Origin of the sequence: Streptomyces sp. NPDC008317, from assembly GCF_042955955.1 — a bacterium.
Lineage (GTDB): Bacteria > Actinomycetota > Actinomycetes > Streptomycetales > Streptomycetaceae > Actinacidiphila.
On sequence record NZ_JBIBFQ010000009.1, the window covers coordinates 325,259 to 350,481 of the forward strand.

Below are 25,223 nucleotides of genomic sequence, written 5' to 3' on the forward strand. Positions count from 1 at the left end.
AGCCCCTCTACAGCTTCATGAGATTGGCGTCGTCGACCGAAGCCGAGTGGCGGGAGCGGAAGATCGACACGATGATCGCCAGGCCGACCACGACTTCCGCGGCGGCGACCACCATCGTGAAGAACGCGATCACCTGGCCGTCGAGGTTGCCGTGCAGCCGCGAGAAGGTGACGAACGCCAGGTTGCAGGCGTTCAGCATCAGCTCGATGCACATGAAGACCACGATCGCGTTGCGCCGGATCAGTACGCCCGCCGCGCCGATGGTGAACAGCAGCGCCGACAGGTACAGGTAGTTGGCCGGATTCACTTGGCACCCTCCTCGGCCCGGTCGGAAGCCCGGTCGGCCTCTCGTGCGGCTTCCCGGTCAGCCTCGCGTACGGTCTCGCGCTCGGCCCGTTCGGCCTTGCGCTCCACCGCCGTACGCTCCGGCTCGCGCTCCAGGTACTCCTCGGTGCGCTGGTCCAGCTCGGCGAGCCGGTGCAGGGCGTCGGCGGACACGTCACGGATCTGGCCGCGGGCCCGCAGCGTGGCGCTGACCGACAGCTCCGAGATGGAACCGTCGGGCAGCAGCGCGGGGATGTCCACCGCGTTGTGCCGGGCGTAGGTGCCGGGCGCGGGCAGCGGGGTGACCTGTACGCCGCCGCGCACGCGCGCCTCGGACAGCTCGCGCTGGGTGCGCCGCTCCTCGGTGCGCTCGCGGTGCGTGAGCACCATCGCGCCGATGGCCGCGGTGATCAGCAGCGCGCCGGTGATCTCGAAGGACCACACGTACTTGGTGAAGATCAGCCGGGCCAGACCGGGCACGTTGCCCGCGGAGTTGGCCTGGCCGACACCGGCGAAGGTGTCGAGCGAGGCGTTGCCGATCCCGGCGATCAGCAGGATGCCGAAGCCGAGACCGCAGGCCGCGGCCATCCAGCGCTGGCCCTTGAGCGTCTCCTTCAGCGAGTCGGCGGCGGTGATGCCGACCAGCATGACGACGAAGAGGAAGAGCATCATGATCGCGCCGGTGTAGACGACGATCTGCACGACGCCCAGGAAGTACGCGCCCTGCGCCAGGTAGAAGATCGCGAGCACGATCATCGTCCCGGCCAGCGACAGCGCGCTGTGCACGGACTTCTTCATCAAGACGGTGCCGAGCGCGCCGAGCACGGCGACCGTGCCCAGAATCCAGAACTGGACGGCCTCGCCGGTGGAGGTCTGCGACGCGGCGGCGGCGAGCTGGGAGGTGGCGAGCTGCGAGGTCGCGGCGATCATGCCTCGTCCCCCGTTCCCGCGGGCGTGCCGCCGCCGGGGGCGGGCGCGACCGCGGCGCCCTCGGCGTCGGTCCTGGTGAAGCCCGTCTCGGGGGCGTCGGGCGCGTCCGCCGCGGTGGCGCCGTCGGTCCGCACCGTCTCGTCCGGCTTCTCGCCCTTGGAGACCGCGACCTGCCGTACGGTGCCGGGCGCGGCCTCGGTGACCGCGCCGCGGTAGTAGTCGCCCTCGTCCATGCCGGGGAAGATCGAGTGCGGCGAGTCGACCATGCCCTCCTCGAGACCGGACAGGAGCTGTTCCTTGGTGAAGATCAGCGACTCGCGGGTCCGGTCGGCCAGTTCGTACTCGTTGGTCATCGTCAGCGCGCGCGTCGGGCACGCCTCGATGCACAGGCCGCACAGGATGCAGCGGGCGTAGTTGATCTGGTAGACGCGGCCGTAGCGCTCACCGGGTGAGTAGCGCTCCTCCTCGGTGTTGTCCGCGCCCTCCACGTAGATGGCGTCCGCCGGGCAGGCCCACGCGCACAGCTCGCAGCCGACGCACTTCTCCAGGCCGTCCGGGTGCCGGTTGAGCTGGTGGCGGCCGTGGAAACGCGGGGCGGTGGGCTTCTTGTACTCGGGGTACTGCTCGGTCAGCCGCTTCTTGAACATGGCCTTGAAGGTCACGCCGAAGCCTGCGACCGGGCCGAGGAACTCAGGCATCGCCGTCCTCCTTCTTCTCCTGCTCGGGGGCATCCTGGACGTCCGGTTCCGCCGCGCCGGACACGCCGGACGCGCTGGCGGCACCCACGAGTTGGGGCTGTGCCGCCCGGCTGGGGCGCCGCGGCACCCGCTCCGCCTCCTGACCCGGCAGCGGCGGTACGGGATAGCCGCCCGCCATCGGGTCGAAGCGGTCCGGTGGCGCGAGCGCGCCGCCGCCGCGGACGGCGGCCTTCTTCTCCTCGCGGTCCCTGAAGACGTCCGCGATGAGCGAGATCAGCAGCAGCGCGATCACCACACCGCCGATGTACAGGACGATCTTCGTGAAGTCGTAGTCCTCGTTGCGCATCGCGCGGACCGCGGCGACCAGCATCAGCCAGACCATGGAGACCGGGATGAGGACCTTCCAGCCCAGCTTCATGAACTGGTCGTAGCGGACCCGGGGCAGGGTGCCGCGCAGCCAGATGAAGAAGAACAGCAGCAACTGGACCTTGACGATGAACCAGAGCATCGGCCACCAGCCGTGGTTCGCGCCGATCCAGACCGTGCTGATCGGCCAGGGGGCGCGCCAGCCGCCGAGGAAGAGCGTCGTCGCGACCGCGGAGACCGTCACCATGTTCACGTACTCGGCGAGCATGAACAGCGCGAACTTGATCGAGCTGTACTCGGTGTTGAAGCCGCCGACCAGGTCGCCCTCGGACTCGGGCATGTCGAACGGCGCGCGGTTGGTCTCGCCGACCATCGCGATGATGTAGATGATCAGCGAGACGGGCAGCAGGATCGCGTACCAGCGGTCGTGCTGCGCCTCGACGATCGTCGACGTCGACATGGAGCCGGAGTAGAGGAAGACCGCCGCGAAGGACAGGCCCATCGCGATCTCGTACGAGATCATCTGCGCGGACGCGCGCAGGCCGCCGAGCAGCGGGTACGTCGAGCCGGACGACCAGCCCGCCAGGACGATGCCGTAGATGCCGACCGACGCGGTGGCCAGGATGAACAGCAGGCCGATCGGGAGGTCGGTGAGCTGGAGCGCGGTGCGCTGGCCGAAGATCGACACCTCGTTGTCGGCCGGGCCGAAGGGGATCACCGCGAACGCCATGAAGGCCGGGATGGCCGCCACGACGGGCGCGAGGATGAACACCACCTTGTCGGCCCGCTTGACGACGATGTCCTCCTTCAGCATCAGCTTGATGCCGTCGGCGAGGGACTGGAGCATGCCCCAGGGGCCGTGCCGGTTCGGGCCGATGCGCAACTGCATCCACGCGACGACCTTGCGCTCCCACACGATGGCGACGAGCACGGTCAGCATCGCGAAGGCGAAGCAGAAGACCGCCTTGAGGATGATCAGCCACCAGATGTCGTTGCCGAACCAGGAGAGATTCTCCGTGGTGGCGGCGAGCTGGGTCAGTGGCGCGCTCATCGGGTGCCCTCCTCTTGCGTGACCGCGGCGGCGCTGCCGACGGAGACGACCTGGCCCGTACGGGCACCGGTGTCGGAGGCGACGCCGTTCCCCGCGGAGTTCAGCGGCAGCCACACCACCCGGTCGGGCATCGCGGTGACGACCAGCGGCAGCGTGACCGCTCCCGCGGGCCCGGTCACCGTCAGCGGGTCGCCGTCGGTGACACCGGCCTCGGCGGCGGTGGCGGCCGACAGCCGGGCGACGGCCGCGTGCCGGGTGCCGGCCAGCGCGTCGTCCCCGTCCTGGAGGCGGCCCTGGTCGAGCAGCAGCCGGTGTCCGGCCAGCAGCGCCTGGCCCGCCTCGGGGCGGGGCAGCGATCCGGCGGACTCCAGCGGCGAGCTGCCCCAGGGGCCGTCCCACCCGGCGAGCCGGTCGAGTTCGGAGCGCGCGCCCCGCACGTCGGCCAGGCCGAGCCGGACGTCGAGCGCGTCGGCCAGCATCGTCAGGACGCGGGCGTCCGGGAGCTGGTGCCGGTTGGTGGCCTGGTCGGGCTTGATGGCCGCGTCGAACATCCGGGCCCTGCCCTCCCAGTTGAGGAAGGTGCCGGTCTTCTCGGCGACCGCGGCGACCGGGAGGACGACGTCGGCGCGGTCGGTGACCTCGCTGGGCCGCTGCTCCAGGCTGACCAGGAAGCCGACCGCGTCCAGCGCCTCGCGGGCGCGGGCCGGGTCCGGCAGGTCCGCGACCTCGACGCCGCCGACGACCAGGGCCGCCAGCTCGCCCGCGGCGGCGGCCTCGACGATCTGGCCGGTGTCGCGGCCGAAGCGGTGCGGCAGCTCCGGCAGACCCCAGACCGAGGCGACCTCGGCGCGGGCCCGCGGGTCGGTGACCGGACGGCCGCCGGGCAGCAGCCCGGGCAGCGCGCCCGCCTCGACGGCGCCGCGCTCACCGGCCCTGCGCGGAATCCACGCCAGCGCGGCGCCGGTGGCCGTGGCCAGCCGGACCACGGCGGTCAGCCCGCCGGGCACGGCGGCCAGCCGCTCGCCGACCAGGATGACGGCGCCCGCGGCGCGCAGCGCCTCGGCCGCGGCCTGCCCGGTCTCGTCGAGGCCGACACCGCCCGCGAGCGCGTCCAGCCACTCGGGTTCCGTGCCGGGGGCGGCGGGCAGCAGGACGCCGCCCGCCTTCTCCAGGCCGCGGGTGGCGTGCGTGGCCAGGGCGTACGTCTGCTGCTTGCGCTTGCGGTGCGCCTTGCGGAGCCGCAGGAAGACCCCGGGGGCCTCCTCCTCGGCCTCGAGTCCCGCCAGCAGTACGGCCGGTGCCTTCTCCAGCGCCGTGTACGTGATGCCGGTGCCCGACAGGTCGAGGCCGCGCCCGGCGACCGTGGCGGCCAGGAAGTCGGCCTCCTCGGCGGAGTGCGCGCGGGCCCTGAAGTCCACGTCGTTGGTGCCGAGCACGACGCGGGCGAACTTGGCGTACGCGTACGCGTCCTCGACGGTGACGCGTCCGCCGGGCAGCACCGCGGCGCGGCCGTGCGCCGCGCTGAGCCCGGCCGCGGCGGCGGCCAGCGCCTCGGGCCAGGACGCGGGGACGAGTTCGCCCTCGGCGTTGCGGACCAGGGGGTGGCTCAGCCGGTCGGGGCGCTGCGCGTAGCGGAAGCCGAAGCGGCCCTTGTCGCAGATCCACTCCTCGTTGACCTGCGGGTCGTCGGCCGCCAGCCGCCGCATGACCTTGCCGCGGCGGTGGTCGGTACGGGTCGCGCAGCCGCCCGCGCAGTGCTCGCACACCGACGGCGACGACACGAGGTCGAACGGCCGGGAGCGGAAGCGGTACGCGGCCGAGGTGAGCGCGCCGACCGGGCAGATCTGGATGGTGTTGCCGGAGAAGTACGACTCGAAGGGGTCGCCGACCCCGGTGCCGATCTGCTGGAGCGCGCCGCGTTCCAGCATCTCGATCATCGGGTCGCCCGCCACCTGGTTGCTGAACCGGGTGCAGCGCGCGCACAGCACGCACCGCTCGCGGTCCAGCAGCACCTGGGTGGAGATCGGCACCGGCTTCTCGTACGTCCGCTTCTTGCCCTCGAAGCGCGAGTCGGTGTCGCCGACCTGCATCGCCTGGTTCTGCAAGGGGCATTCGCCGCCCTTGTCGCAGACCGGGCAGTCCAGCGGGTGGTTGATCAGCAGCAGCTCCATCACGCCGCGCTGCGCCTTCTCGGCGACCGGCGACGAGAGCTGCGTCTTGACGACCATCCCGTCGGTACAGGTGATCGTGCAGGACGCGACCGGCTTGCGCTGGCCCTCGACCTCGACGATGCACTGGCGGCAGGCCCCGGCCGGGTCGAGCAGCGGGTGGTCGCAGAACCGGGGGATCTCGATGCCGAGCAGTTCCGCGGCCCGGATGACCAGCGTCCCCTTGGGGACGGACACCGCGATGCCGTCGATCTGCACGGAGATGAGATCTTCCGGCGGCACCGCCGCCTGACCCCCTCCGGAGGGTGCGTTGGTAGTGACGGTCACGCGTGGGCCTCCGTACGGGACTTGTCGGCCCAGGCGGTGGAGCGGGCCGGGTCGAAGGGGCAGCCCTTGCGCTCGATGTGCTCCTCGTACTCCGCGCGGAAGTGCTTCAGAGAGGAGAAGATCGGGGCGGCGGCGCCGTCGCCGAGCGCGCAGAAGGACTTGCCGTTGATGTTGTCGGCGATGTCGTTGAGCTTGTCCAGGTCCTCGGGCCGGCCCTTGCCCGCCTCGATGTCACGCAGCAACTGGACGAGCCAGTACGTGCCTTCGCGGCACGGCGTGCACTTTCCGCAGGACTCGTGGGCGTAGAACTCGGTCCAGCGGGTGACGGCCCGCACCACGCAGGTCGTCTCGTCGAAGCACTGGAGCGCCTTGGTGCCGAGCATCGATCCGGCGGCGCCGACGCCCTCGTAGTCCAGCGCGACGTCCAGGTGCTCGTCGGTGAACATCGGGGTCGAGGAGCCGCCGGGCGTCCAGAACTTGAGCCGGTGTCCCGGCCGCATGCCGCCGCCGAGGTCGAGGAGCTGCCGCAGCGTGATGCCGAGCGGCGCCTCGTACTGCCCGGGTTTGGCGACGTGCCCGGAGAGCGAGTACAGCGTGAAGCCGGGGGACTTCTCGCTGCCCATCGCCTTGAACCAGTCCTTGCCGCGCTGCATGATCGCGGGAACCGAGGCGATCGACTCCACGTTGTTCACCACGGTGGGACAGGCGTACAGGCCCTCCACGGCGGGGAAGGGCGGGCGGAGCCTGGGCTGGCCGCGACGGCCCTCCAGGGAGTCCAGCAGCGCCGTCTCCTCACCGCAGATGTACGCGCCCGCGCCGGCGTGGACGGTCAACTCCAGGTCGAATCCGCTGCCTTGGATGTCACGGCCGAGGTAACCGGCCGCGTACGCCTCGCGCACCGCCTCGTGCAGCCTGCGCAGGACGGGGACCGTCTCGCCGCGCAGGTAGATGAAGGCGTGGCTGGAGCGGATCGCGTAACACGCGATGATCATGCCCTCGATGAGGGAGTGCGGGTTCGCGAAGAGCAGCGGGATGTCCTTGCAGGTGCCCGGCTCCGACTCGTCCGCGTTGACCACGAGGTAGTGCGGCTTGCCGTCGCCCTGCGGGATGAACTGCCACTTCATGCCGGTCGGGAAGCCCGCGCCGCCACGGCCGCGCAGCCCCGAGTCCTTCACGTACGCGATCACGTCGTCCGGCGCCATCGCGAGCGCCTTGTCCAGGCCCTGGTAGCCGTCGTGCCTGCGGTAGGTGGCCAGGGTCCAGGACTCCGGCTCGTCCCAGAAGGCCGACAGCACGGGGGCGAGCAGCTTCTCCGCCGAGTCCACGGTCATCACTCGCCCTCCTCCTGCCTGGCGTTGTCGGCCACCGGGTCCGCGGCGTTGGCCGGGTCGGACTCGGCGGTCTTGTTGGGCGCGTCGTGCGAGCTGGCGTGCTGGGCGGGCGACGGGGTGTCCCGCGGCCCGGCCGGTGTGTCACGCGGCGAGTCGGCGCGCTGGGTGACGACCCGCGAGGGGGTCTCGCCCTTGTGTAGCCGCAGACCGGTGAGGGACGCGGGGCCCGCGCCGCCGCTGGCCTCGACCGCGCCGGGGCGCTCGTCGGGGAAACCGGCCAGGATGCGGGCGGTCTCCTTGTACGTGCACAGGGGCGCGCCGCGGGTCGGCCGGACCTCGCGGCCGGCGATCAGGTCGTCCACGAGCTGCTTGGCCGACTCGGGCGTCTGGTTGTCGAAGAACTCCCAGTTGATCATCACGACGGGCGCGAAGTCGCAGGCCGCGTTGCACTCGATGTGCTCCAGCGTGACCTTGCCGTCCTCGGTCGTCTCGTCGTTGCCGACGCCGAGGTGCTGCTTCAGCTCGTCGAAGATCGCGTCGCCGCCCATGACCGCGCACAGCGTGTTGGTGCACACGCCGACCTGGTAGTCGCCGGACGGCTTGCGCCGGTACATCGTGTAGAAGGTCGCCACCGCGGTGACCTCGGCGGTGGTCAGGTCGAGCACCTCGGCGCAGAACCGGATGCCGGTCCTGGTGACGTACCCCTCCTCGGACTGCACGAGGTGCAGCAGCGGCAGCAGGGCGCTGCGCGATCCGGGGTAGCGGGCGATCACTTCCTTGGCGTCGGCCTCCAGCCGGGCGCGCACATCGGCCGGGAAGTCCGGGGCGGGCATCTGCGGGATGCCCAGGGACACTCCCCCGGTGGCACCCATGGCCACGTCTGTCATCGGTCGACGCCTCCCATCACGGGGTCGATGGACGCCACCGCGACGATGACGTCGGCGACCTGGCCGCCCTCGCACATCGCCGCCATGGACTGGAGATTGGTGAAGGACGGGTCGCGGAAGTGCACCCGGAACGGGCGGGTGCCGCCGTCGCTGACCGCGTGCACCCCCAGCTCGCCCTTGGCCGACTCGATCGCCGCGTAGGACTGTCCTGCCGGGACCCGGAAGCCCTCGGTCACCAGCTTGAAGTGGTGGATCAGGGCCTCCATCGAGGTGCCCATGATCTTCTTGATGTGGTCGAGCGAGTTGCCGAGGCCGTCGGGGCCGAGCGCGAGCTGCGCGGGCCAGGCGATCTTCTTGTCCTCGACCATCACCGGGCCCGGCGCGAGCCGGTCGAGCACCTGCTCGACGATCCGCAGGCTCTGGTGCATCTCCTCCAGGCGGACCCGGAAGCGGCCGTAGGAGTCGCAGGTGTCGGCGGTCGGCACCTCGAAGTCGTAGTTCTCGTAACCGCAGTACGGGTCGGACTTGCGCAGGTCGTGCGGGAGTCCGGCGGCGCGCAGGATCGGTCCTGTGGCGCCGAGCGCCATGCACCCGGCGAGGTCCAGGTAACCGACGTCCACCATGCGGCCCTTGAAGATCGGGTTGCCGGTGGCGAGCTTGTCGTACTCGGGCAGATTCTTGCGGAATGTCTTCACGAACTCGCGGACGAGGTCGATCGCGCCGGGCGGCAGGTCCTGCGCGAGGCCGCCGACGCGGACGTACGCGTGGTTCATCCGCAGGCCGGTGATCAGCTCGAAGATGTCGAGGATGTACTCGCGGTCGCGGAACCCGTAGATCATGATCGTGGTCGCGCCCAGCTCCATGCCGCCGGTGGCGATGCAGACCAGGTGGGACGCGATCCGGTTGAGCTCCATCATGAGCACGCGGATGTCGGTGGCGCGCTGCGGCACCTGCTCGGTGATGCCGAGCAGCTTCTCGACGGCCAGGCAGTACGCCGTCTCGTTGAACAGCGGCGTCAGGTAGTCCATGCGCGTCACGAAGGTGGACCCCTGGGTCCACGTCCGGAACTCCATGTTCTTCTCGATGCCGGTGTGCAGGTAGCCGATGCCCGACCTGGCCTCGGTGACCGTCTCGCCGTCGATCTCCAGCATCAGCCGGAGCACACCGTGGGTGGACGGGTGCTGCGGGCCCATGTTGACGATGATGCGCTCGTCGTCGGCCTTGCTGACGGTCTCGGCCAGCTCGTCCCAGTCACCGCCGGTGACGGTGAAGACCCGGCCTTCGGTGGTCTCCCGCTCGTCGGCCTGCTGCGGGGCGTGGTGAGTACTCATTAGCTGTACGACCTCCGCTGGTCGGGAGCCGGGATCTGGGCACCCTTGTACTCGACGGGGATGCCGCCGAGCGGGTAGTCCTTGCGCTGCGGGTGGCCGGGCCAGTCGTCCGGCATCATGATCCGGGTGAGCGCCGGGTGGCCGTCGAAGACGATGCCGAAGAAGTCGTACGTCTCGCGCTCGTGCCAGTCGTTGGTCGGGTAGACCGAGACCAGCGACGGGATGTGCGGGTCGGCGTCGGGGGCGCTGACCTCCAGGCGGATCAGCCGCGCGTGGGTGATCGAGCGCAGGTGGTAGACGGCGTGCAGCTCGCGGCCCTCGTCGCCGAGGTAGTGCACGCCGCTGACGCCGAGGCACAGCTCGAAGCGGAGCGCCGGGTCGTCGCGGAGCGTCCTGGCGACGGTGACCAGGTGTTCGCGGGCGATGTGGAAGGTCAGCTCGCCGCGGTCCACGACGGTCTTCTCGATCGCCTCGGCCGGGGGCAGGCCCTGCTCCTCCAACGCGCCTTCCAGCTCGTCGGCGATCTCGTCGAAGACGCCGTCGGGTCCGCCGTAGGGCCTGTTGCTCGCGCCGGGCAGCCGGACGGTACGGACCAGGCCGCCGTAACCGCTGGTGTCGCCGCCGTTGTTGGCACCGAACATGCCCTTGCGGACGCCGATGACCTCACCGGCGTCGGCGCGCTGTCCCGGCAGGTTCTCCGGGGTCTCGGGAGTGTTGCTGGTCACCGCAGCAGGCCCTTCATCTCGATCGTCGGGAGCGCCTTGCGGGCCGCTTCCTCCGCCTCGCGGGCCGCCTCTTCGCGGTTCACGCCGAGCTTGGAGTGCTGGATCTTCTCGTGCAGCTTGAGGATCGCGTCCAGCAGCATCTCGGGGCGCGGCGGGCAGCCGGGCAGGTAGATGTCGACCGGCACGACGTGGTCGACGCCCTGCACGATCGCGTAGTTGTTGAACATCCCGCCGCTGGAGGCGCAGACACCCATCGAGATGACCCACTTGGGGTTCGGCATCTGGTCGTAGACCTGGCGCAGCACCGGGGCCATCTTCTGGCTCACCCGGCCGGCCACGATCATCAGGTCGGCCTGGCGCGGCGAGCCGCGGAAGACCTCCATGCCGAACCTGGCCATGTCGTAGCGCCCGGCGCCCGCGGTCATCATCTCGATGGCGCAGCAGGCCAGGCCGAAGGTGGCCGGGAAGACCGACGCCTTACGTACCCAGCCCGCGGCGGTCTCCACGGTCGTGAGCAGGAATCCGCTCGGCAGTTTCTCTTCGATACCCATGCGTTGGCTCCTGGTCCCCTTCTGTCCCCTGGTCCCCTGGTCCTCTCGGCGTTCCCTAGTCCCACTCCAGGCCGCCGCGCCGCCACACGTACGCGTAGGCGACGAAGACGGTGAGCACGAAGAGGAGCATCTCCACCAGGCCGAACATCCCCAGCCGGTCGAAGGTGACGGCCCAGGGATAGAGGAAGACGATCTCGATGTCGAAGACGATGAAGAGCATCGCCGTCAGGTAGTACTTGATCGGGAAGCGTCCCCCGCCGACCGGCTGCGGGGTGGGCTCGATGCCGCACTCATACGCTTCCAGTTTGGCCCTGTTGTACCGTTTTGGCCCGATGATCGAGGCCATGAAAACGGAGAAGATCGCGAAGCCGGCCGCAAGGCCTCCCAGCACGAGGATGGGCGCGTAGGCATTCACCGTCCCCCGCTCCTTCCTTTTCAGTCGCCAGTGACTGCGTGGGTGTCCCCCCGCCGAGGTGGGCGGAGGAGCCGGCCCTTGCCCGTGGTCCGCGTCACCGAAACGACGAAGATCGCTTCTATGTGAGGCAGTTCACAAGCCTGAGCCGCCTGCATCCTATGCCTGCCGGTCTGTGATCTGCGACACGGGGTACGCCAAGACCTTTGTGATCTCCACCACCTGACGAACGATCATGAAGTCGGATGAGCGGTGATCATGGTGCGGAACGGCCGCAAAGGATCACTTCACGTCACAAGCGGAAGCGTTGTCGCTGGTCAGAGCGGTGCGCGCATTATCAAGGCGCGCTCGGCAGAGGCAAATTGGCGCTGGACGACTCCACGTGATAGCGCGCGGCGGTCGAGCGGCGACGGCCCCGGAGCCCGGCATTCACACGTGATTCACCCGCGTGAAAGCGCGCACGAGCGCATAGGTGACCGCTTATCCGAAACCGGGCGAAAGTGCTCGCGCGCCAAGATCACAAACGGGGCATTTGAGCCGTGAGCACGTCAACTGTGTCGCATCCCACCTTTGTTGAACGGAACCAAGCATTCCTGATAGCCAGGACCGCATGTCCCCGAACCAGATACGGACCTCCGCGTCCGACCGGACCTCCGCGTCCGGCTCGCATCCGACCGAATCGCATACCGGCCGCCGACGGCACGCCGCCCCCGGCCGCCCCAACTGGGTACGCAGGGCAGGACTCGTCGGCGGCGTCGTCAGCGCGATCGCTCTCGGCGGCTCCGCCGCCCCGGCTCTGGCCGACAACACCGACTCCACCCCCGCGCACGGCACTCCGGCCCTCACGCCGTCCGATCTCGCGAACGCCGCCGAGGCGGCCGCCCAGGCGTCCACGCTGACCACCGAGGTGACCGCGGCGCAGGCCGCGCAGGCGATCGACCAGGCCGCCATCGCGATGCAGCTCCAGGCCGCCAAGGACGCCTCCGTGGCCGAGGCCGCCAAGGAGGCCGCCGCCACGAAGAAGAGCGCCGACGCCAAGGCCGCCGCGAAGGCGAAGGCCGAGGCCGAGGCGAAGGCCGCCGAGGCCGCCAAGGAGCGCGCCGCCACCCAGGCCGCCTCCCGCTCGGCCGAGCGCACCGCGCTGGCCACACCGACCGCGTCGGCCAACTCGTCCGGTTCTTCTGGTTCTTCTGGTTCGTCCGGTTCGTCCGACTCCGGTACGACCACCTCGACGGCCAGCCCGTCCGCCACCACGGCGACCGGCAGCGTCGCGAAGCTGATCAGCTTCCTGAAGTCGCAGATCGGCAAGCCGTACGTGTACGGCGCCGCCGGTCCCGACTCGTACGACTGCTCCGGCCTCACCCAGGTCGCCTACGCCACCGTCGGCGTCGACCTGCCGCGCACCTCCCAGGAGCAGTCCAACGTCGGCACCCCCGTCTCGGTCAGCAATGTGCAGGCCGGCGACATCATCTTCTGGGGCGGCCAGGGCAGCGCCTACCACGTCGGCGTCTACATCGGCGACGGCCAGTACCTGGACGCGGCCAACCCCTCGACCCCCGTGGCCATTCACCAGATGGCCGACTACATGCCGGACTGGGCGGTTCGGGTCCTCTGACCCGTTTCCCCCTTTTCGTACGCTTGGCACCATAAGACCGCCGTGACCCCCTCACCGGGACGTCACGGCGGTCCGCTGCCCGTTGTGCGCCGATGCGCGGGCGGGGAAGGGGCGGGGGTATGACGGACGCAGACACCCGCACGCCGGACGGTCGGACGTACCGGCGGGCGGGTCAGGACGCGGAGAGCGTCACGCGCTCGGCGTGATCTTGGTCAGGCCGTTGATCACGCGGTCCATCGCGTCACCGCCGGTCGGGTCGGTGAGGTTGGCGAGCAGCTTGAGGCAGAAGCGCATCAGCATCGGGTGGGTGAGACCGCGCTGCGTGGCGATCTGGAGCACCTTCGGGTTGCCGATGAGCTTCACGAAGGCGCGGCCCAGCGTGTAGTAACCGCCGTAGGTGTCCTGGAGGATGCGCGGGTAGTTCTGGAGGGCCAGCTCGCGCTGGGCGGAGGTGGCGCGGGCGTGCGCCTGGGTGATGACGTCGGCGGCGATCTGGCCGGACTCCATCGCGTAGGCGATGCCCTCGCCGTTGAACGGGTTGACCAGGCCGCCCGCGTCGCCCACCAGGACCAGGCCCTTGGTGTAGTGCGGCTTGCGGTTGAAGGCCATCGGGAGCGCGGCGCCGCGGATCGGCTGCGTCATGTTGTCCGGGGTGTAGCCCCACTCCTCCGGCATCGAGGCGCACCACGCCTTGAGCACCTCGCGCCAGTCCAGCTCGCGGTACGCGGAGGAGGAGTTGAGGATGCCGAGACCGACGTTCGACGTGCCGTCACCGAGGCCGAACACCCAGCCGTAACCGGGCAGTTGCCGGTCCTGCGGCCCGCGCCGGTCCCACAGTTCGAGCCACGACTCCAGGTAGTCGTCCTCGTGCCGCGGCGAGGTGAAGTACGTGCGGACCGCGACGCCCATCGGCCGGTCCTCGCGGCGGTGCAGGCCCATCGCCAGGGACAGCCGGGTGGAGTTGCCGTCCGCGGCGACCACCAGCGGCGCGTGGAAGGTCACCGGCCGCTTCTCCTCGCCGAGTTTGGCCTCGACGCCGGTGATCCGCCCGGTGCGCGCGTCGGTGATCGGAGCGCCGACGTTGCACCGCTCGTACAGCGTCGCGCCCGCCTTCACCGCCTGCTGGGCGAGGATGTCGTCGAAGTCGTCGCGCTTGCGGACCAGTCCGTAGTTCGGGTACGCGGCCAGCTCGGGCCAGTCCATCTGGAGGCGCACGCCGCCGCTGATGATGCGCAGGCCCTTGTTGCGCAGCCAGCCCGCCTCCTGCGAGATGTCGATTCCCATCGACACGAGCTGCTTGGTGGCGCGCGGGGTCAGGCCGTCGCCGCACACCTTCTCGCGCGGGAACGCGGTCTTCTCCAGCAGCAGGACGTTCAGTCCCGACTTGGCCAGGTAGTACGCGGTCGTCGAACCGGCGGGCCCGGCGCCGACGACGATCACATCGGCGCTGCGCTCGGACAGGGCGGTGTCGGTCACGGTGGGCTCTCCCGTTTCGGCGAGTGTCGGTGTCGGCGACGGTCGTTATCGGCCGGGCGCTGCTCGGCCGAGAGCTGCCCGGCCGGTACCGAGTCTATGAGGCCCGGCGACGGGACACAGCGGGGCCCGCCTGAACCGCGGTTCGCGGCGGCGCGGCGCGTTGACGCGAGCGCGCGGTCCTACGCGGAGGGAGCCGTGGACGGAGCCGTCGCCCGGTGCAGGGCGACGATGCCCCCGGTGAGATTGCGCCAGGCCACCGCGTTCCAACCGGCTTCCTGGAGCCGGGTGGCGAGCCCCTTCTGGTCGGGCCAGGCGCGGATGGACTCGGCGAGGTAGACGTACGCGTCGGGATTGCTGCTGACGGCCGTCGCGACCGGCGGCAGCGCCCGCATCAGGTACTCGGTGTAGACGGTCCTGAACGGCCGGTACGTGGGGTGGCTGAACTCACAGATGACCAGCCGTCCCCCGGGCTTGGCCACCCGCCGCATCTCGCGCAGCGCGGCGGCGGTGTCGTGGACGTTGCGCAGCGCGAAGGAGATGGTGACCGCGTCGAAGACGCCGTCCGCGAACGGCAGCCGGGTCGCGTCCCCCGCCGTCAGCGCCAGCTCCGGGTGCCGCTTCTTGCCCTCGCGCAGCATCCCGATGGAGAAGTCGCACGGCACGACGTCGGCCCCCGCGGCGGCGAAGCGCAGCGAGGACGTGCCCGTCCCCGCCCCCAGGTCCAGCACCCGCTCGCCCGGCCCCACCTCCAGGGCCTGCGCGACGGCCTTCCGCCACAGCCGCGTCTGGCCGAGCGACAGCACGTCGTTCGTCACGTCGTACTTGGCCGCCACGTCATCGAACATGGCGGCGACTTCGTGCGGTTGCTTGTCCAGCGATGCTCGCGTCACGCCCCCACCCTATTCGCCTCGCGCGCCGCCAAGGCCGCTGCCCCGTCGGGGGACCTACGCGCGGCGGTGGACGAGGCGGCCGGCCAGGACGGTGGCGACGCAGGAGCCGTCGGTGGCGAGGACGGCGAGGTCGGCCCGGCCGCCGGGGGCGAGGCCGGGCGAGGTGGTGCCGGGCCAGAGCCGGAGCAGGCCGGTGTGGTCGACGGCGGAGCGGACGGCGGCGTCGGTGAGGTCGTCCACCACCCCGGTCACGCCCCGGGAGAGGAGCTCGTGGATGCCGCGCCGCACCGACTCGGCACGGTCGTGCGGCCGGTCGGGGTCCTGCGGGTCCTCGTGGTAGGTCTCTTCGAGGAAGACGCGCACGCCGTCGGCGACGAGTCCGGGGCCGATGGTGCCGCGCCAGCGCCGTACCCGGGCGTCCGGGTGCGCGGCGGCGACCTCGTCCATCGGCCCGACGGCGACGACCCGGCCGCCGTCGACGAGGACGGCGCCGTCCGGGACGGCCTCGCCGCCCGCGGTGAGCCGGAGCAGCGGGGCGACGTGAAGGGTCAGCATGGGTCCATGATCCAGCACGCCGGGCCTCCGGGGGCAGGCCGCCCCCGGTCGCCTCAGCGCGAGGCGTCCAGCAGCTTCAGCTCCGGGTGCGCCGTACCGCCCTCGATCGCCGTGGACGACAGGTGCGAGACGACGTGGTCGTTGACCGGGTCGTTCGCCGGGTCGTCGTGGATGACCAGGTGCTCGTACGTGGTGGCGCGCTGCGCCGGGACGCGGCCCGCGGACCGGATGAGGTGGATCAGCTCCATCCGGTTGGAGCGGTGCTTGGCGCCGGCCGACGACACCACGTTCTCCTCCAGCATCACCGAGCCGAGGTCGTCGGCGCCGTAGTGCAGCGAGAGCTGGCCGACCTCCTTGCCGGTGGTGAGCCAGGACCCCTGGATGTGCGCCACGTTGTCGAGGAAGAGCCGCGCGATGGCGATCATCCGCAGGTACTCGAAGAGGGTCGCCTGCGTCTGCCCCTTCAGGTGGTTGTTCTCCGGCTGGTAGGTGTACGGGATGAAGGCCCGGAAGCCGCCGGTACGGTCCTGCACGTCGCGGATCATCCGCAGGTGCTCGATCCGCTCGGCGTTGGTCTCACCGGTGCCCATCAGCATGGTGGAGGTGGACTCGACGCCCAGGTTGTGGGCGGTCTCCATGATCTCCAGCCAGCGCTCGCCGGACTCCTTCAGCGGCGCGATGGCCTTGCGCGGCCGGGCGGGCAGCAGCTCGGCCCCGGCGCCCGCGAAGGAGTCCAGGCCCGCCGCGTGGATGCGGCGGATCGCCTCCTCGGCGCTGACCCCGGAGATCCTCGCCATGTGCTCGACCTCGGACGCGCCGAGGGAGTGGATGACGAGCTGCGGGTACGCGGCCTTGATCGCGGAGAAGTGCTCCTCGTAGTACTCGACCCCGTAGTCCGGGTGGTGGCCGCCCTGGAACATGATCTGGGTGCCGCCCAGCTCCACGGTCTCCGCGCAGCGCCGCAGGATGTCGTCGAGCCCGCGCGACCAGCCCTTGTCGGTGTCCTTGGGGGCCGCGTAGAAGGCGCAGAACTTGCACGCCGTCACGCAGACGTTCGTGTAGTTGATGTTCCGCTCGATGATGTACGTCGCGATGTGCTCGGTGCCCGCGTACCGGCGGCGGCGTACGGCGTCGGCGGCCGAGCCCAGCGCGTGCAGGGGCGCCGAGCGGTAGAGGTCCAGCGCCTCCTCCGGCGTGATCCGGCCACCGGCGGCGGCACGGTCGAGGACGGCTGCGGTATCGCTCACCGGGAGGTCCTTTCGGAGGAGTGCGGACGTGGAGTGCGGACGTGGAGTGCGGACGGACCAGCCCAGCGTACGCCAGCGTCCCGGACGACCCACGGCCCCCACGGACGGGTGTGCCGGACGCGCGGCGGGTGTGCCGGACGTACGGCGGGTGTGCCGAACGCGCGGGGGTGCCGGACGCGCGTGTGCGCCGCGGCGGATCATGTCGCCGCGGCGCACACGCCGGGTCTCGCGGGTCGTGCCGGACGGTCGGGGGGACCGTCAGCCGTTCAGACCCTTGGCGAGCTGCTCGTCCGCCTGCTGGAACGCGTCGGCCGCGCTCTCCAGGAACTTGCCCATGCCGTCCAGACCCTCGATGGTCTTGGTGGCACCGGTGTTGAACTCGCTGTAGGACTGGTCGAACTGCTTCGAGGAACGGTCCGTGACGTAGCCGCCGTTGACGAGATCCTGAACGAACTTGTGCAGCGTGTTCAGCTTCTCGGTGATCTCGTGCTGACCGGTGCGCAGCTTGGTGGCCGCATCCCGCATGTCCTGGTACGTAACGTTGACATTAGCCATAGCGGCTTACCTCTCGTCGAACGTGCCGCAGGGCCGACCCCCGTGGCTCCTGATCGCAGATTTGTCTGATGGTCTGCTGATGCCTCAACTTACAGGGGAGGACGTGAGGGGTGCAGCCCCTGGTTCCCGGTACCGAAACGTCGACGTGACGGCGTCGAAGATGTCGAAGAACGAGTCCGCCAGGTCGAGTACGGCGCTGCTGCCCGCCACGAGCGCGACCTTGTCGGAGTGCCCCGGCAGCGGGATGAACGTCTGCATCAGCACGGTCCGCACCGTCCGCGAGTCGCCCGGCACGGTGACGTCCTCGATGCCGTACGTCCGCGCCGCCAGGCCCGTCTCCGGGATGTCGACGGTGGTCACCTTGCGCCACGGGTCGCCGTCCTTGGCCGCCTCCCGCGCGCGCAGCCCGGCCACGATCGACGCCGGGTCCGCCGCCAGCAGTTCACCCTCCGGCGTCCGCGCGCCGATCAGCGAGACCGTCACCGACGCGGTGAGCGGCAGCGCGCCGAAGTTCTGCGCCATGCAGCCGACGTACACCGCGCCGCTCTCGTACGCGTCCCGCGCCGCCTTGCGCAGGAACCGCGCCAGCACGTCGCGGTGTTCGGCCAGCGCCGGATTCTCCTTGACGCGCTGCGCGATGGTGCGGCGCACGCTCTCGTCGCGGGTCGCCGGGTGCAGGTCGAACTCCCACCACGTCATGGGCACCGTGAGGGAGAAGCCCTCCCGCTCGACGGGCATCACCCGTACGGGCCGCGGCTGTCCGCTGTCGTCGGCGTCCGCGCCGGGGGTCGTCACTTGCCGTCTCCCTTGGCGGACTTGGCGAGTTGGTCCGCGAGGTCCTTGTCCGCCTTCTTGATCTCGCGCACCGCGGTGTCGGCCATCTTCGACAGCCCCTCCAACTGGCTGTCGATCTCCTTGCGGCCGTCCTTCCAATTGTGCTCGAAGCTGTCGAGCGCCCCCGACACCTTGTCCGAGCCCAGCTTGGCCTCGTACGAGTTGAAGAGTTTCCGCGTCCCGTTCATGGTCGTCCGCACGGAGTCCAACGTCCGCGCGAAGTCCTCAAGTCCGGTCAGATCGACCGCGAGCCGATCCGGAGCCCCACCCATCCGATCCCCCTCCCCACGTCAGGTCGTCCGCTCCAACAATCCCACTGTTCCGCCGCCGGGCGGCGCGGCCGTGACCCGCAGCAGGTCGTCCTCGGGGTCGAGGACGAAGCCCGCCGACGTCAGCACGGCCGCGAGCGCCGGGCTCATGGCCTGCTCGATCTCTCCGAAGCGCTGCATCGTGCCCGCGGCCTCGTCCCGCGCCGCGACCGCCCGGTCCGCGGCCACGGCGAGGCTGGGGTGCGGGCGCCAGGACACGACGACGCCGGGGTCGTCGTCGTCCAGCGCGTCGATCTCCACCTGCGCCCCCCGCGCCACCAGCCGGTGCCCCCCGGCCGCGACCGGCAGCCCGGCCAGCTCCAACTCGTCCCGCACCTGCGCGGCGAGCCGCCGCATGGCCGCCATCGTCTGGTCACTGGGACCGGTCATCGCGATGTCCTCGCTCTCCTGGTCAGAACGGCAGGGAGGTCCAGCCGTGGTTGCGGGCCTCGGTGTTGATCAGCCCCCGGAGCATGTCGCGGGCGGCCCCGGCCAAAGCGTGGTCCTCAGCATAAGGAACCGTGTACGTGATCTTCGCGAGGTCGCTGAGGCCGCCCTTGAGCGCGGGCAGGCAGATCTTCGAGCACGGGTACCGCTCGGTGTACAGGTGCGTGATCTTGTCCATGCTGATGCCCTTGGCCTTGAGCTGGTTGATGATGTCGATCTCGGCGTGCAGCTTCTTGCCCTTGCTGAATCCGATGACGATCTCGTCAAGACCCTCCACACGGGCCGCGGCCACATTGCGTCCCGCGGGGAAGAACTGCACGCCGTTCTTGAACCGTGCCTCGAAGGCCGCCTTCGCGAGATCGGTGGAGGCGTAGGCGATCTCGGAGATGCACGGGCCCAGGCCCAGCGGGTCGGACCAGAGCGTCGGGTTGTGGACGTAGGCGTAGTTGTTGGGCGCCGGGGCCAGGCCCAGCGGGTCGGGGCTGAGGTACCGCGCGGACTCGGGGTCGTAGTAGCGGTAGTGGTTGTAGTGGAGCCCGGTCTCCGGGTCGGCGTACTGACCGGGGAAACGTAACGGGCAGTACGCGCCCTCGTCCGGCGGGGCCAGCGGCGCTCCCCAGACCGTCGCCCGGCCCTGCCGGTGCACCCGCCCGTCGTCGCCGATCAGTTCGGTGGGGGTGCCGATCAGATCGGTGACGATCGCGTAGAACCGCCGGTCGATCTCCTCGTCGGGAGCGTCCCGCAGCGCGCTGCGTTCGGTCTGCGCGACCGGGGCGTCGCCGTCCGGCGTCCAGTCCCACGTCGTGGTGGTGACCGTGTCGCCCGCCGTCGTGCGCTCCTCGACCAACTCCGTCTCGTACCAGGTGAAGTCGGTGCGCTCCCGCACCCGCCCGTCCGGGCCCAGCCGTTCCTTGGCGATCCGGCGGCCGAGCGCGTCGTACCGGTAGCGCCAGACCGAACCGTCCGGCGTCGTGACCCCGGTGAGGCGGTCCTCGGCGTCCCAGGTGTACGTCCACCGCTTGCTGCCGCCGGACAGCAGGGCGCGGGTGCGGCCGGCCAACCGGCCCTGAGCGTCGTAGGTGTACCGGGTACGGCCGAGGCGGCGCGGCAGCATGCCCGTGTACTCGCCGGCGTCCTCCGTCCGCTCCCCGCCCGCCTGTCCGCCGGATTCCGACGGCCCGCCGGACGTGAGGTTGCCCGCGCCGTCGTAGGTGTACCGCTGCGACCAGCCGTCGCCGTCCACCGCGACGACGCGACCCGCAGCGTCGGTGGTCAGCCTGCGTTCCGCCGACGCCTCGCCGATCGTCGCGAGGTAGCCGTCGGCGCCGAATCCGTAGGCACGGCGGTGCGCGAGGGCGCCGGAAGGGTCCTCGGGGCCGAGCACGGTCTGTGCGACCAGGCGTCCCGCGCCGTCCCACTCCTGCGTCAGGAACGGGCGGTCCCCGGTGCGGCGTTCGGTCTCCCGCCCGGCCCGGTCGTAGCCGAACGACACGGTTCCGGCCGCGCCGTGCAGCACGACGGGGCTGTTCGACCGGTCGTACTCCCAGCGGGACCGCGCCCCGGACGGCGTGACGCGCCCCACCCGGCGGCCGAGCGCGTCGTACTCGACGGCGACCGTACGGCCGTTCCCCGTCTCGGCCACCACCCGTCCGGTCGCGTCCCGCGCCAGGACCAGATCGCTGTCCTCGTTGACGGCCCGCACCGTACGGCCCACGGCGTCGAACGCGTACGTGGACACGGACGTCCCGGCGCGCACCTCGGTCGCCTGGCCCATGGCGTCCCGCTCGTAACGGGTGCGCTCACCCGCGCCGTTGACCCGCTCGACCAGCCGACCGGCCGCGTCGTGGACGTATCCGATGGTCCGCCCGTCGAAGTCCGTCTCCCGGATCACCCGGCCCACCGGGTCGCGCTCGTAGGTCCAGGTCAGCCCGAGCGGATTGGTCACCGAGGTCAGCTGCCGCTCGGTGTCGTAGGCATACGTGTATCCGGCGCCGTCCGTGCCCGTGCGCCCGGTGGCGGAGTCCATCCCGGAGATCTCGTAGCGCGTGACCCGCCCGTCGGGGCCGCGGTGCTCGACCGTGTTCCCCTCGCCGTCGTACGCCCACTGGTCGGTGGAGCCGTCGGGCAGCACCCGTCGGCTGAGCAGCCCCTCCACCGTCCAGGCCAGTTCGGTGACCTCCCCCGCGGGGGAGGTCACGGCCCGGATTCGCCCGAAGGGGTCGCGGTCCAGCCGCACCACGGCCCCCACCGCGTCGATGAGGGCCACCGGGATGCCCGCCGCGTCGTTCTCGATGCGCTGCTGCTCGACGCCGAGCGCGTCCGTGACCGACGCCAGGGCGCCACGGCCGTCCCGTTCGAACACCGTCGTGGCACCGGTCGGATCGGTGACGGTCCGCTGGTTGCCCCGCTCGTCGTACGTGTACCGCCACCGTCCGCCGTCCGGCTGTGTCACGGCGACGGGCAGCCTGACGCCCTCGTACTCGACCGTGGCGACTGTGCCGTTGGGGTGGGTGATGTGGGTGGGGTTTCCGTGGGTGTCGTAGGTGTAGGTGGTGGTGTGGCCGAGGGGGTCGGTGTGGGTGAGGAGGTTGTCGTGGGGGTCCCAGGTGCGGTGGGTGGTGTGGTGGAGGGGGTCGGTTTCGCGAAGGAGCTGGTAGCGGTCGTTGAATTCGTAGGTGGTGGTGTGGCCGAGGGAGTTGACGGCGTGGGTGGTGTGGGTGTGGGGGTCGTAGCGGTAGGTGTAGGCGAGGATGTCGTCGGTGCCGGTGGTGCGGACGCAGCGGCCCTGGCCGTCGTAGGTGTAGCCGTACCAGGTGGTGTTGCGGTCCTGCCAGCCGGTGATGCGGCCTTCGGGGTCGTAGGTGAAGGTCAGGGGGAGGCCGGAGGAGTTGGTGACGGCGGTGAGGTGGCCGCCGGTGTAGGCGTACCGGGTCAGGGCGGGCCGGTGGTCGGCGGATATCAGGTGCAGGGCGGTGACGCGGCCGTCGGCGGTGGTGACGCCGATCTGGTATCCGGCGTCGTGGGTCATCCGGGCGGGGGCGCCGGCCGGGTCGTAGGTGACGGTGACGCGGTTGTCGTTGCGGTCGGTGAGGGTGTGCAGGGGCAGGTCGGCGGGGCTGCGGCCGGGCAGCGGGCGGAAGTGCAGGGCCTGGCCGGTCTCGGGCTGGGCGACGGTCATGGTGCCGCCGGGGGTGCCGTCCCAGGTCAGGGGCCAGCGCGGGCCGGTGACGGGCATGACCGGAAGGCCCGGCCCGGGTATGGGGTAGTCCAGGGTCATGCCGTCGGCGGTGGTGAACCGCACGCCCTGGTCGTCCAGGACCAGCCGCTGGTCCAGCGTGGAGGCCCAGGTCGGCCCGAACCACCGCCCGCCGCGGAAGTTCGTGCGGTGGGTGCGCTCGATGACCAGCGGGAGGACACCGGGCAGTTCGGCGTCGGTGGCGGACATCACCATCTCACCGGTCGCCATGTCGATGGGGTCACCGCACGTGAACAGCTTCTTCAGCATCCGGCTGGTCTCACCGAGACTCGCCGCGCCCTTGCGGACGCTGTTCGCGATGTTCTCCAGCGCCCGCCCCGACTTCAGCAGCGCCGGGAGTTCGCGGGCCATCTTCAACAGGCCGCCGGCGGTGGTGAGGCCCTTGAACATCGGGATGCAGTCCAGCGCCGCGAACAGCACGTCCCACAAACTGGCCTGGCCTTGTAGGTACTTCATGACGGTGTCGGCCAGGACCAGGACGGCGGCGGCCAGGACCAGCCACGCCAGCGGGCCGCCGATGATCAGCACGACGATGCCCAGCACCGCGACGATCACCTTGCAGACCGCGATGATGTCGTCCCAGTGGTCCGCGACCCAGTCGACCGCCTTCTCCCACCAGTGCTTGTTCCTGATCCCCGCATCCGACGCCTCATGCAGCGCGTGCTGCGCCGTCGACGCCGCGTCGTCCCTGAGCTGGGCCGCGTCGGCGGCCAGCTGCTTGGCCGCGTCCAGCTTCGCCTGCGCGCTGTGGACGGCGGTGGAGGCGGTGGTGTGGGCGCTCTGAGCGTCCGTGGCATTACGGGCCGCCGCACGCACCTCCTCCGCCGACGGCGGCGGCACGTCCGGCTTCGGGTCCTCCTGGTAGGACTTCGACTTGTCCTGCGCCCGCTTCACCCACGCATCAGCGTTCGTGAGCTGGGACTTGGCGGTGTCCAGCTCCTGGCGGGCGGTGCGCCCCTGCGCCAGCGCCCGGTCCGCGTCACCCTGCGCCGTCTCCAGCTTCGGCCAGTAATCATCCAGAGCACCCGACGCCAGACGGTAGGACCGCTCCAGCTTGTCCAGCTCACCCGGCAGATCCCCGAACTGCTGCCGGTACGCGTCCCCCGACAGCCCCGCCCACTCCTGCACCACGGTGTCACCGCTCAGACCCCGCACCGACCGCAGCGCCGAGGCGACATCATCAGCGAAATCCCCCAGCTTCCGCGCGAGTTCCTTCACCTCGAACGGATCACCCGGCACCGGATCCCGGTCCAGATCCAGCACATCCCAATCCGTCGGACGAGCCATCGCCAGACACCCCCGCCCCCGTACGACAACCTCGACTCAACGCATCATGCCCACTGGGACGGTGCGCGCAAGGGGGCCGGTTCCCGGGGGCCCGGGGAGCGGGGTCAGATGAGGTCGACCTTGGCGCTGGGCGGGAAGCCGACGCGGCGGGCGAATTCGGCGATGCCGGTGAGCTGGTCGCGGCCGAGGGAGAAGTCGAGGGTGGTGAAGTAGCGGCGGAGCAGGTCCTGGTCGAAGGACTCCCAGCGGGCGGCCTGTTCCGCGACCTTCTCGACCTCTTCGAGGGAGAGGTCGCGGGAGGCGAGGAAGGCGCGGTGGACGTCGCGGACGGTGTCGGGGCGGGCGGTGAAGTAGTCGCGGCGGGCGGCCCAGATGGCGAAGACGAAGGGCAGTCCCGTCCAGTCCTTCCACATCTGGCCGAGGTCGTGGACCTCAAGGCCGAGGCGGGGCGCGTCGTGGAGGGAGGCGCGCAGGGCGGCGTCGCCGATGAGGACGGCGGCCTGGGCCTCCTGCATCATCAGCGAGAGGTCGGGCGGGCAGCGGTAGTAGTCGGGCGTGACGCCGTACCGCTCGGTGAGCAGGAGTTCGGCGAGGCGGACCGAGGTGCGGCTGGTGGAGCCGAGGGCGACGCGCTGGCCGTCGAGGCGGTCGAGCGGGAGCTGGCTGACGATCACGCAGGACATGACGGGGCCGTCGCAGCCGACCGCGATGTCCGGGAGGGCGACGAGCTGGTCGGCGTGCTTCAGGTACTCCATGAGGGTGACCGGGCCGATGTCGAGGTCGCCCTCGACGAGCTGGGCGCTCAGCTTCTCCGGGGTGTCCTTGGTCAGCTCCAGGTCGAGCAGCGCGCCCGTTCTGGCCAGGCCCCAGTAGAGGGGGACGCAGTTGAGGAACTGGATGTGGCCGACCCGGGGGCGGGTCCGGCCGCTTTCGGCGTCACGCTCAGAAGTGTCCACCTGTCGGACGCTACTCCTGGGTCGGGGCCGTACCGCGCCGGGGGGCTTCGGGGTGTCCTCGCGGTGACGGTCGCGGGACGCCCGCGCCGAGCGCCGCGAGACGGTCGGCGAACCGTCCCGCGCCGACCGCCGCGAGACGGTCGGCGAACCGCCGTGGGACCGCCGTACGGGCCGCCCTCGGCCCTCCCCCGGCACCCCCTCCGCGACCCCTTCCACGGGCTCGAAAAGACCGATCTTGAGACCCTTCCCCGGCCTCGACCCTGCGTGCTACGCTCATCGCAAGTTGCAGTTTGGTTTCCCTTGCAGTACAGAGCCTGCGGAGCATGTAACCCGCAGGCTTTTGTAGTTTTCAGACTTCGCAGTTGCAGGTTCTGGAGCAGGGCAACCCTTTGGGCCCAAGGAGGGCTTTATGGCTACCGGAACCGTGAAGTGGTTCAACGCTGAAAAGGGCTTCGGCTTCATCGCCCAGGACGGCGGCGGCCCGGATGTCTTCGTTCACTACTCCGCGATCAACGCCTCCGGCTTCCGCTCCCTCGAGGAGAACCAGCCGGTGACTTTCGACGTCACGCAGGGCCCGAAGGGTCCTCAGGCGGAGAACGTCACCCCCAGCTAGTCCTTGGACTAGCTCAAGGGTAGAGATCACATCGCCCGAACCTGCAGTACCAAGGGGCCCCGCACTTCCGTGCGGGGCCCCTG

General features: G+C 70.7%; 23 protein-coding genes. 2 read left to right on the plus strand and 21 right to left on the minus strand.

Going from position 1 to position 25,223, the window contains the following annotated elements; all coding sequences use genetic code 11:
• Positions 1-7 precede the first annotated feature (7 nt).
• From nuoK to ACFY9V_RS28155, 11 genes are read right to left on the minus strand one after another with little or no spacing between them, the layout of a single operon-like run.
• Positions 8-307: an NADH-quinone oxidoreductase subunit NuoK gene (gene nuoK, locus ACFY9V_RS28105; RefSeq protein WP_355340432.1), complete on the minus strand. Its 300-nt coding sequence runs from the start codon at positions 305-307 to the stop codon at positions 8-10.
• Positions 304-1,254 (minus strand): NADH-quinone oxidoreductase subunit J, encoded by a 951-nt coding sequence (locus ACFY9V_RS28110; RefSeq protein WP_391050388.1) that lies wholly within the window; start codon positions 1,252-1,254, stop codon positions 304-306. Before ACFY9V_RS28110 ends, nuoK begins: the two co-directional genes overlap by 4 nt.
• Entirely contained in the window at positions 1,251-1,952 is a 702-nt protein-coding gene (gene nuoI, locus ACFY9V_RS28115) for an NADH-quinone oxidoreductase subunit NuoI (protein ID WP_355340438.1), read from the minus strand. The genes ACFY9V_RS28110 and nuoI overlap by 4 nt, the downstream gene beginning before the upstream one ends.
• Complete coding sequence (nuoH, locus tag ACFY9V_RS28120) at positions 1,945-3,369, minus strand: NADH-quinone oxidoreductase subunit NuoH (RefSeq protein WP_355340441.1); 1,425 nt, start codon at positions 3,367-3,369, stop codon at positions 1,945-1,947. The genes nuoI and nuoH overlap by 8 nt, the downstream gene beginning before the upstream one ends.
• Positions 3,366-5,864 (minus strand): NADH-quinone oxidoreductase subunit G, encoded by a 2,499-nt coding sequence (locus tag ACFY9V_RS28125; protein ID WP_355340444.1) that lies wholly within the window; start codon positions 5,862-5,864, stop codon positions 3,366-3,368. The genes nuoH and ACFY9V_RS28125 overlap by 4 nt, the downstream gene beginning before the upstream one ends.
• Positions 5,861-7,195: an NADH-quinone oxidoreductase subunit NuoF gene (nuoF, locus tag ACFY9V_RS28130; protein WP_355340447.1), complete on the minus strand. Its 1,335-nt coding sequence runs from the start codon at positions 7,193-7,195 to the stop codon at positions 5,861-5,863. The genes ACFY9V_RS28125 and nuoF overlap by 4 nt, the downstream gene beginning before the upstream one ends.
• Positions 7,195-8,082, minus strand: coding sequence for an NADH-quinone oxidoreductase subunit NuoE (gene nuoE / locus ACFY9V_RS28135; protein WP_355340450.1), 888 nt, complete (start codon positions 8,080-8,082; stop codon positions 7,195-7,197). Before nuoE ends, nuoF begins: the two co-directional genes overlap by 1 nt.
• Positions 8,079-9,413, minus strand: coding sequence for an NADH-quinone oxidoreductase subunit D (locus ACFY9V_RS28140; RefSeq protein WP_355340453.1), 1,335 nt, complete (start codon positions 9,411-9,413; stop codon positions 8,079-8,081). The genes nuoE and ACFY9V_RS28140 overlap by 4 nt, the downstream gene beginning before the upstream one ends.
• Positions 9,413-10,138 (minus strand): NADH-quinone oxidoreductase subunit C, encoded by a 726-nt coding sequence (locus ACFY9V_RS28145; RefSeq protein ID WP_355340456.1) that lies wholly within the window; start codon positions 10,136-10,138, stop codon positions 9,413-9,415. The genes ACFY9V_RS28140 and ACFY9V_RS28145 overlap by 1 nt, the downstream gene beginning before the upstream one ends.
• Entirely contained in the window at positions 10,135-10,689 is a 555-nt protein-coding gene (locus tag ACFY9V_RS28150) for an NADH-quinone oxidoreductase subunit B family protein (RefSeq protein ID WP_355340459.1), read from the minus strand. The genes ACFY9V_RS28145 and ACFY9V_RS28150 overlap by 4 nt, the downstream gene beginning before the upstream one ends.
• A 55-nt stretch (positions 10,690-10,744) precedes the next feature.
• Complete coding sequence (locus tag ACFY9V_RS28155) at positions 10,745-11,104, minus strand: NADH-quinone oxidoreductase subunit A (protein ID WP_355340462.1); 360 nt, start codon at positions 11,102-11,104, stop codon at positions 10,745-10,747.
• A gap of 607 nt (positions 11,105-11,711) precedes the next feature.
• Between ACFY9V_RS28155 and ACFY9V_RS28160 the strand changes: the two genes are divergently transcribed.
• Positions 11,712-12,716 (plus strand): NlpC/P60 family protein, encoded by a 1,005-nt coding sequence (locus ACFY9V_RS28160; protein ID WP_391163501.1) that lies wholly within the window; start codon positions 11,712-11,714, stop codon positions 12,714-12,716.
• Between the two features lie 189 nt (positions 12,717-12,905).
• Here the strand turns inward: ACFY9V_RS28160 and ACFY9V_RS28165 are convergent, their stop codons facing one another.
• From ACFY9V_RS28165 to ACFY9V_RS28210, 10 genes are all read right to left on the minus strand, one after another.
• On the minus strand, positions 12,906-14,192 hold the full coding sequence (locus ACFY9V_RS28165; protein WP_355340468.1) for a geranylgeranyl reductase family protein: 1,287 nt from the start codon (positions 14,190-14,192) through the stop codon (positions 12,906-12,908).
• Positions 14,193-14,371: 179 nt separating this feature from the next.
• Entirely contained in the window at positions 14,372-15,082 is a 711-nt protein-coding gene (locus tag ACFY9V_RS28170) for a demethylmenaquinone methyltransferase (RefSeq protein ID WP_355340471.1), read from the minus strand.
• A 54-nt stretch (positions 15,083-15,136) separates the two neighbouring features.
• A complete protein-coding gene (locus tag ACFY9V_RS28175) occupies positions 15,137-15,637 on the minus strand; it encodes a hypothetical protein (protein ID WP_391050386.1) in 501 nt (166 codons plus the stop codon).
• Positions 15,638-15,690: 53 nt separating this feature from the next.
• Entirely contained in the window at positions 15,691-16,884 is a 1,194-nt protein-coding gene (gene mqnC, locus ACFY9V_RS28180) for a cyclic dehypoxanthinyl futalosine synthase (protein WP_355340477.1), read from the minus strand.
• A gap of 258 nt (positions 16,885-17,142) precedes the next feature.
• Positions 17,143-17,439 carry a WXG100 family type VII secretion target gene (locus ACFY9V_RS28185; RefSeq protein WP_188281644.1) on the minus strand — a complete coding sequence of 99 codons (297 nt, stop codon included), beginning with the start codon at positions 17,437-17,439 and terminating at the stop codon, positions 17,143-17,145.
• An 84-nt stretch (positions 17,440-17,523) separates the two neighbouring features.
• Positions 17,524-18,177, minus strand: coding sequence for a hypothetical protein (locus tag ACFY9V_RS28190; protein ID WP_391050442.1), 654 nt, complete (start codon positions 18,175-18,177; stop codon positions 17,524-17,526).
• A 53-nt stretch (positions 18,178-18,230) separates the two neighbouring features.
• Complete coding sequence (locus ACFY9V_RS28195) at positions 18,231-18,545, minus strand: hypothetical protein (protein WP_355340480.1); 315 nt, start codon at positions 18,543-18,545, stop codon at positions 18,231-18,233.
• A gap of 18 nt (positions 18,546-18,563) precedes the next feature.
• On the minus strand, positions 18,564-18,971 hold the full coding sequence (locus ACFY9V_RS28200; protein ID WP_391050385.1) for a hypothetical protein: 408 nt from the start codon (positions 18,969-18,971) through the stop codon (positions 18,564-18,566).
• A gap of 22 nt (positions 18,972-18,993) precedes the next feature.
• A complete protein-coding gene (locus ACFY9V_RS28205; protein ID WP_391163502.1) occupies positions 18,994-23,571 on the minus strand; it encodes an RHS repeat-associated core domain-containing protein in 4,578 nt (1,525 codons plus the stop codon).
• Positions 23,572-23,675: 104 nt separating this feature from the next.
• A complete protein-coding gene (locus ACFY9V_RS28210; RefSeq protein WP_355340492.1) occupies positions 23,676-24,527 on the minus strand; it encodes a menaquinone biosynthesis protein in 852 nt (283 codons plus the stop codon).
• Positions 24,528-24,936: 409 nt separating this feature from the next.
• On the opposite strand from ACFY9V_RS28210, the gene ACFY9V_RS28215 reads away from it, so the two are divergent.
• Positions 24,937-25,140: a cold-shock protein gene (locus ACFY9V_RS28215; RefSeq protein ID WP_330793863.1), complete on the plus strand. Its 204-nt coding sequence runs from the start codon at positions 24,937-24,939 to the stop codon at positions 25,138-25,140.
• Positions 25,141-25,223: the final 83 nt, after the last annotated feature.

What these genes read in the sequence shown, in the direction of transcription:
- nuoH (WP_355340441.1), bottom strand. Translation starts at nt 3,369, where the DNA reads ATGAGCGCGCCACTGACCCAGCTCGCCGCCACCACGGAGAATCTCTCC.
- ACFY9V_RS28175 (WP_391050386.1), bottom strand. Translation starts at nt 15,637, where the DNA reads ATGCTGACCCTTCACGTCGCCCCGCTGCTCCGGCTCACCGCGGGCGGC.
- ACFY9V_RS28140 (WP_355340453.1), bottom strand. Translation starts at nt 9,413, where the DNA reads ATGAGTACTCACCACGCCCCGCAGCAGGCCGACGAGCGGGAGACCACC.
- ACFY9V_RS28185 (WP_188281644.1), bottom strand. Translation starts at nt 17,439, where the DNA reads ATGGCTAATGTCAACGTTACGTACCAGGACATGCGGGATGCGGCCACC.
- ACFY9V_RS28205 (WP_391163502.1), bottom strand. Translation starts at nt 23,571, where the DNA reads ATGGCTCGTCCGACGGATTGGGATGTGCTGGATCTGGACCGGGATCCG.
- ACFY9V_RS28215 (WP_330793863.1), top strand. Translation starts at nt 24,937, where the DNA reads ATGGCTACCGGAACCGTGAAGTGGTTCAACGCTGAAAAGGGCTTCGGC.
- ACFY9V_RS28160 (WP_391163501.1), top strand. Translation starts at nt 11,712, where the DNA reads ATGTCCCCGAACCAGATACGGACCTCCGCGTCCGACCGGACCTCCGCG.
- ACFY9V_RS28190 (WP_391050442.1), bottom strand. Translation starts at nt 18,177, where the DNA reads ATGCCCGTCGAGCGGGAGGGCTTCTCCCTCACGGTGCCCATGACGTGG.
- nuoI (WP_355340438.1), bottom strand. Translation starts at nt 1,952, where the DNA reads ATGCCTGAGTTCCTCGGCCCGGTCGCAGGCTTCGGCGTGACCTTCAAG.
- nuoF (WP_355340447.1), bottom strand. Translation starts at nt 7,195, where the DNA reads ATGACCGTGGACTCGGCGGAGAAGCTGCTCGCCCCCGTGCTGTCGGCC.
- ACFY9V_RS28195 (WP_355340480.1), bottom strand. Translation starts at nt 18,545, where the DNA reads ATGGGTGGGGCTCCGGATCGGCTCGCGGTCGATCTGACCGGACTTGAG.
- nuoE (WP_355340450.1), bottom strand. Translation starts at nt 8,082, where the DNA reads ATGACAGACGTGGCCATGGGTGCCACCGGGGGAGTGTCCCTGGGCATC.
- ACFY9V_RS28150 (WP_355340459.1), bottom strand. Translation starts at nt 10,689, where the DNA reads ATGGGTATCGAAGAGAAACTGCCGAGCGGATTCCTGCTCACGACCGTG.
- ACFY9V_RS28110 (WP_391050388.1), bottom strand. Translation starts at nt 1,254, where the DNA reads ATGATCGCCGCGACCTCGCAGCTCGCCACCTCCCAGCTCGCCGCCGCC.
- ACFY9V_RS28200 (WP_391050385.1), bottom strand. Translation starts at nt 18,971, where the DNA reads ATGACCGGTCCCAGTGACCAGACGATGGCGGCCATGCGGCGGCTCGCC.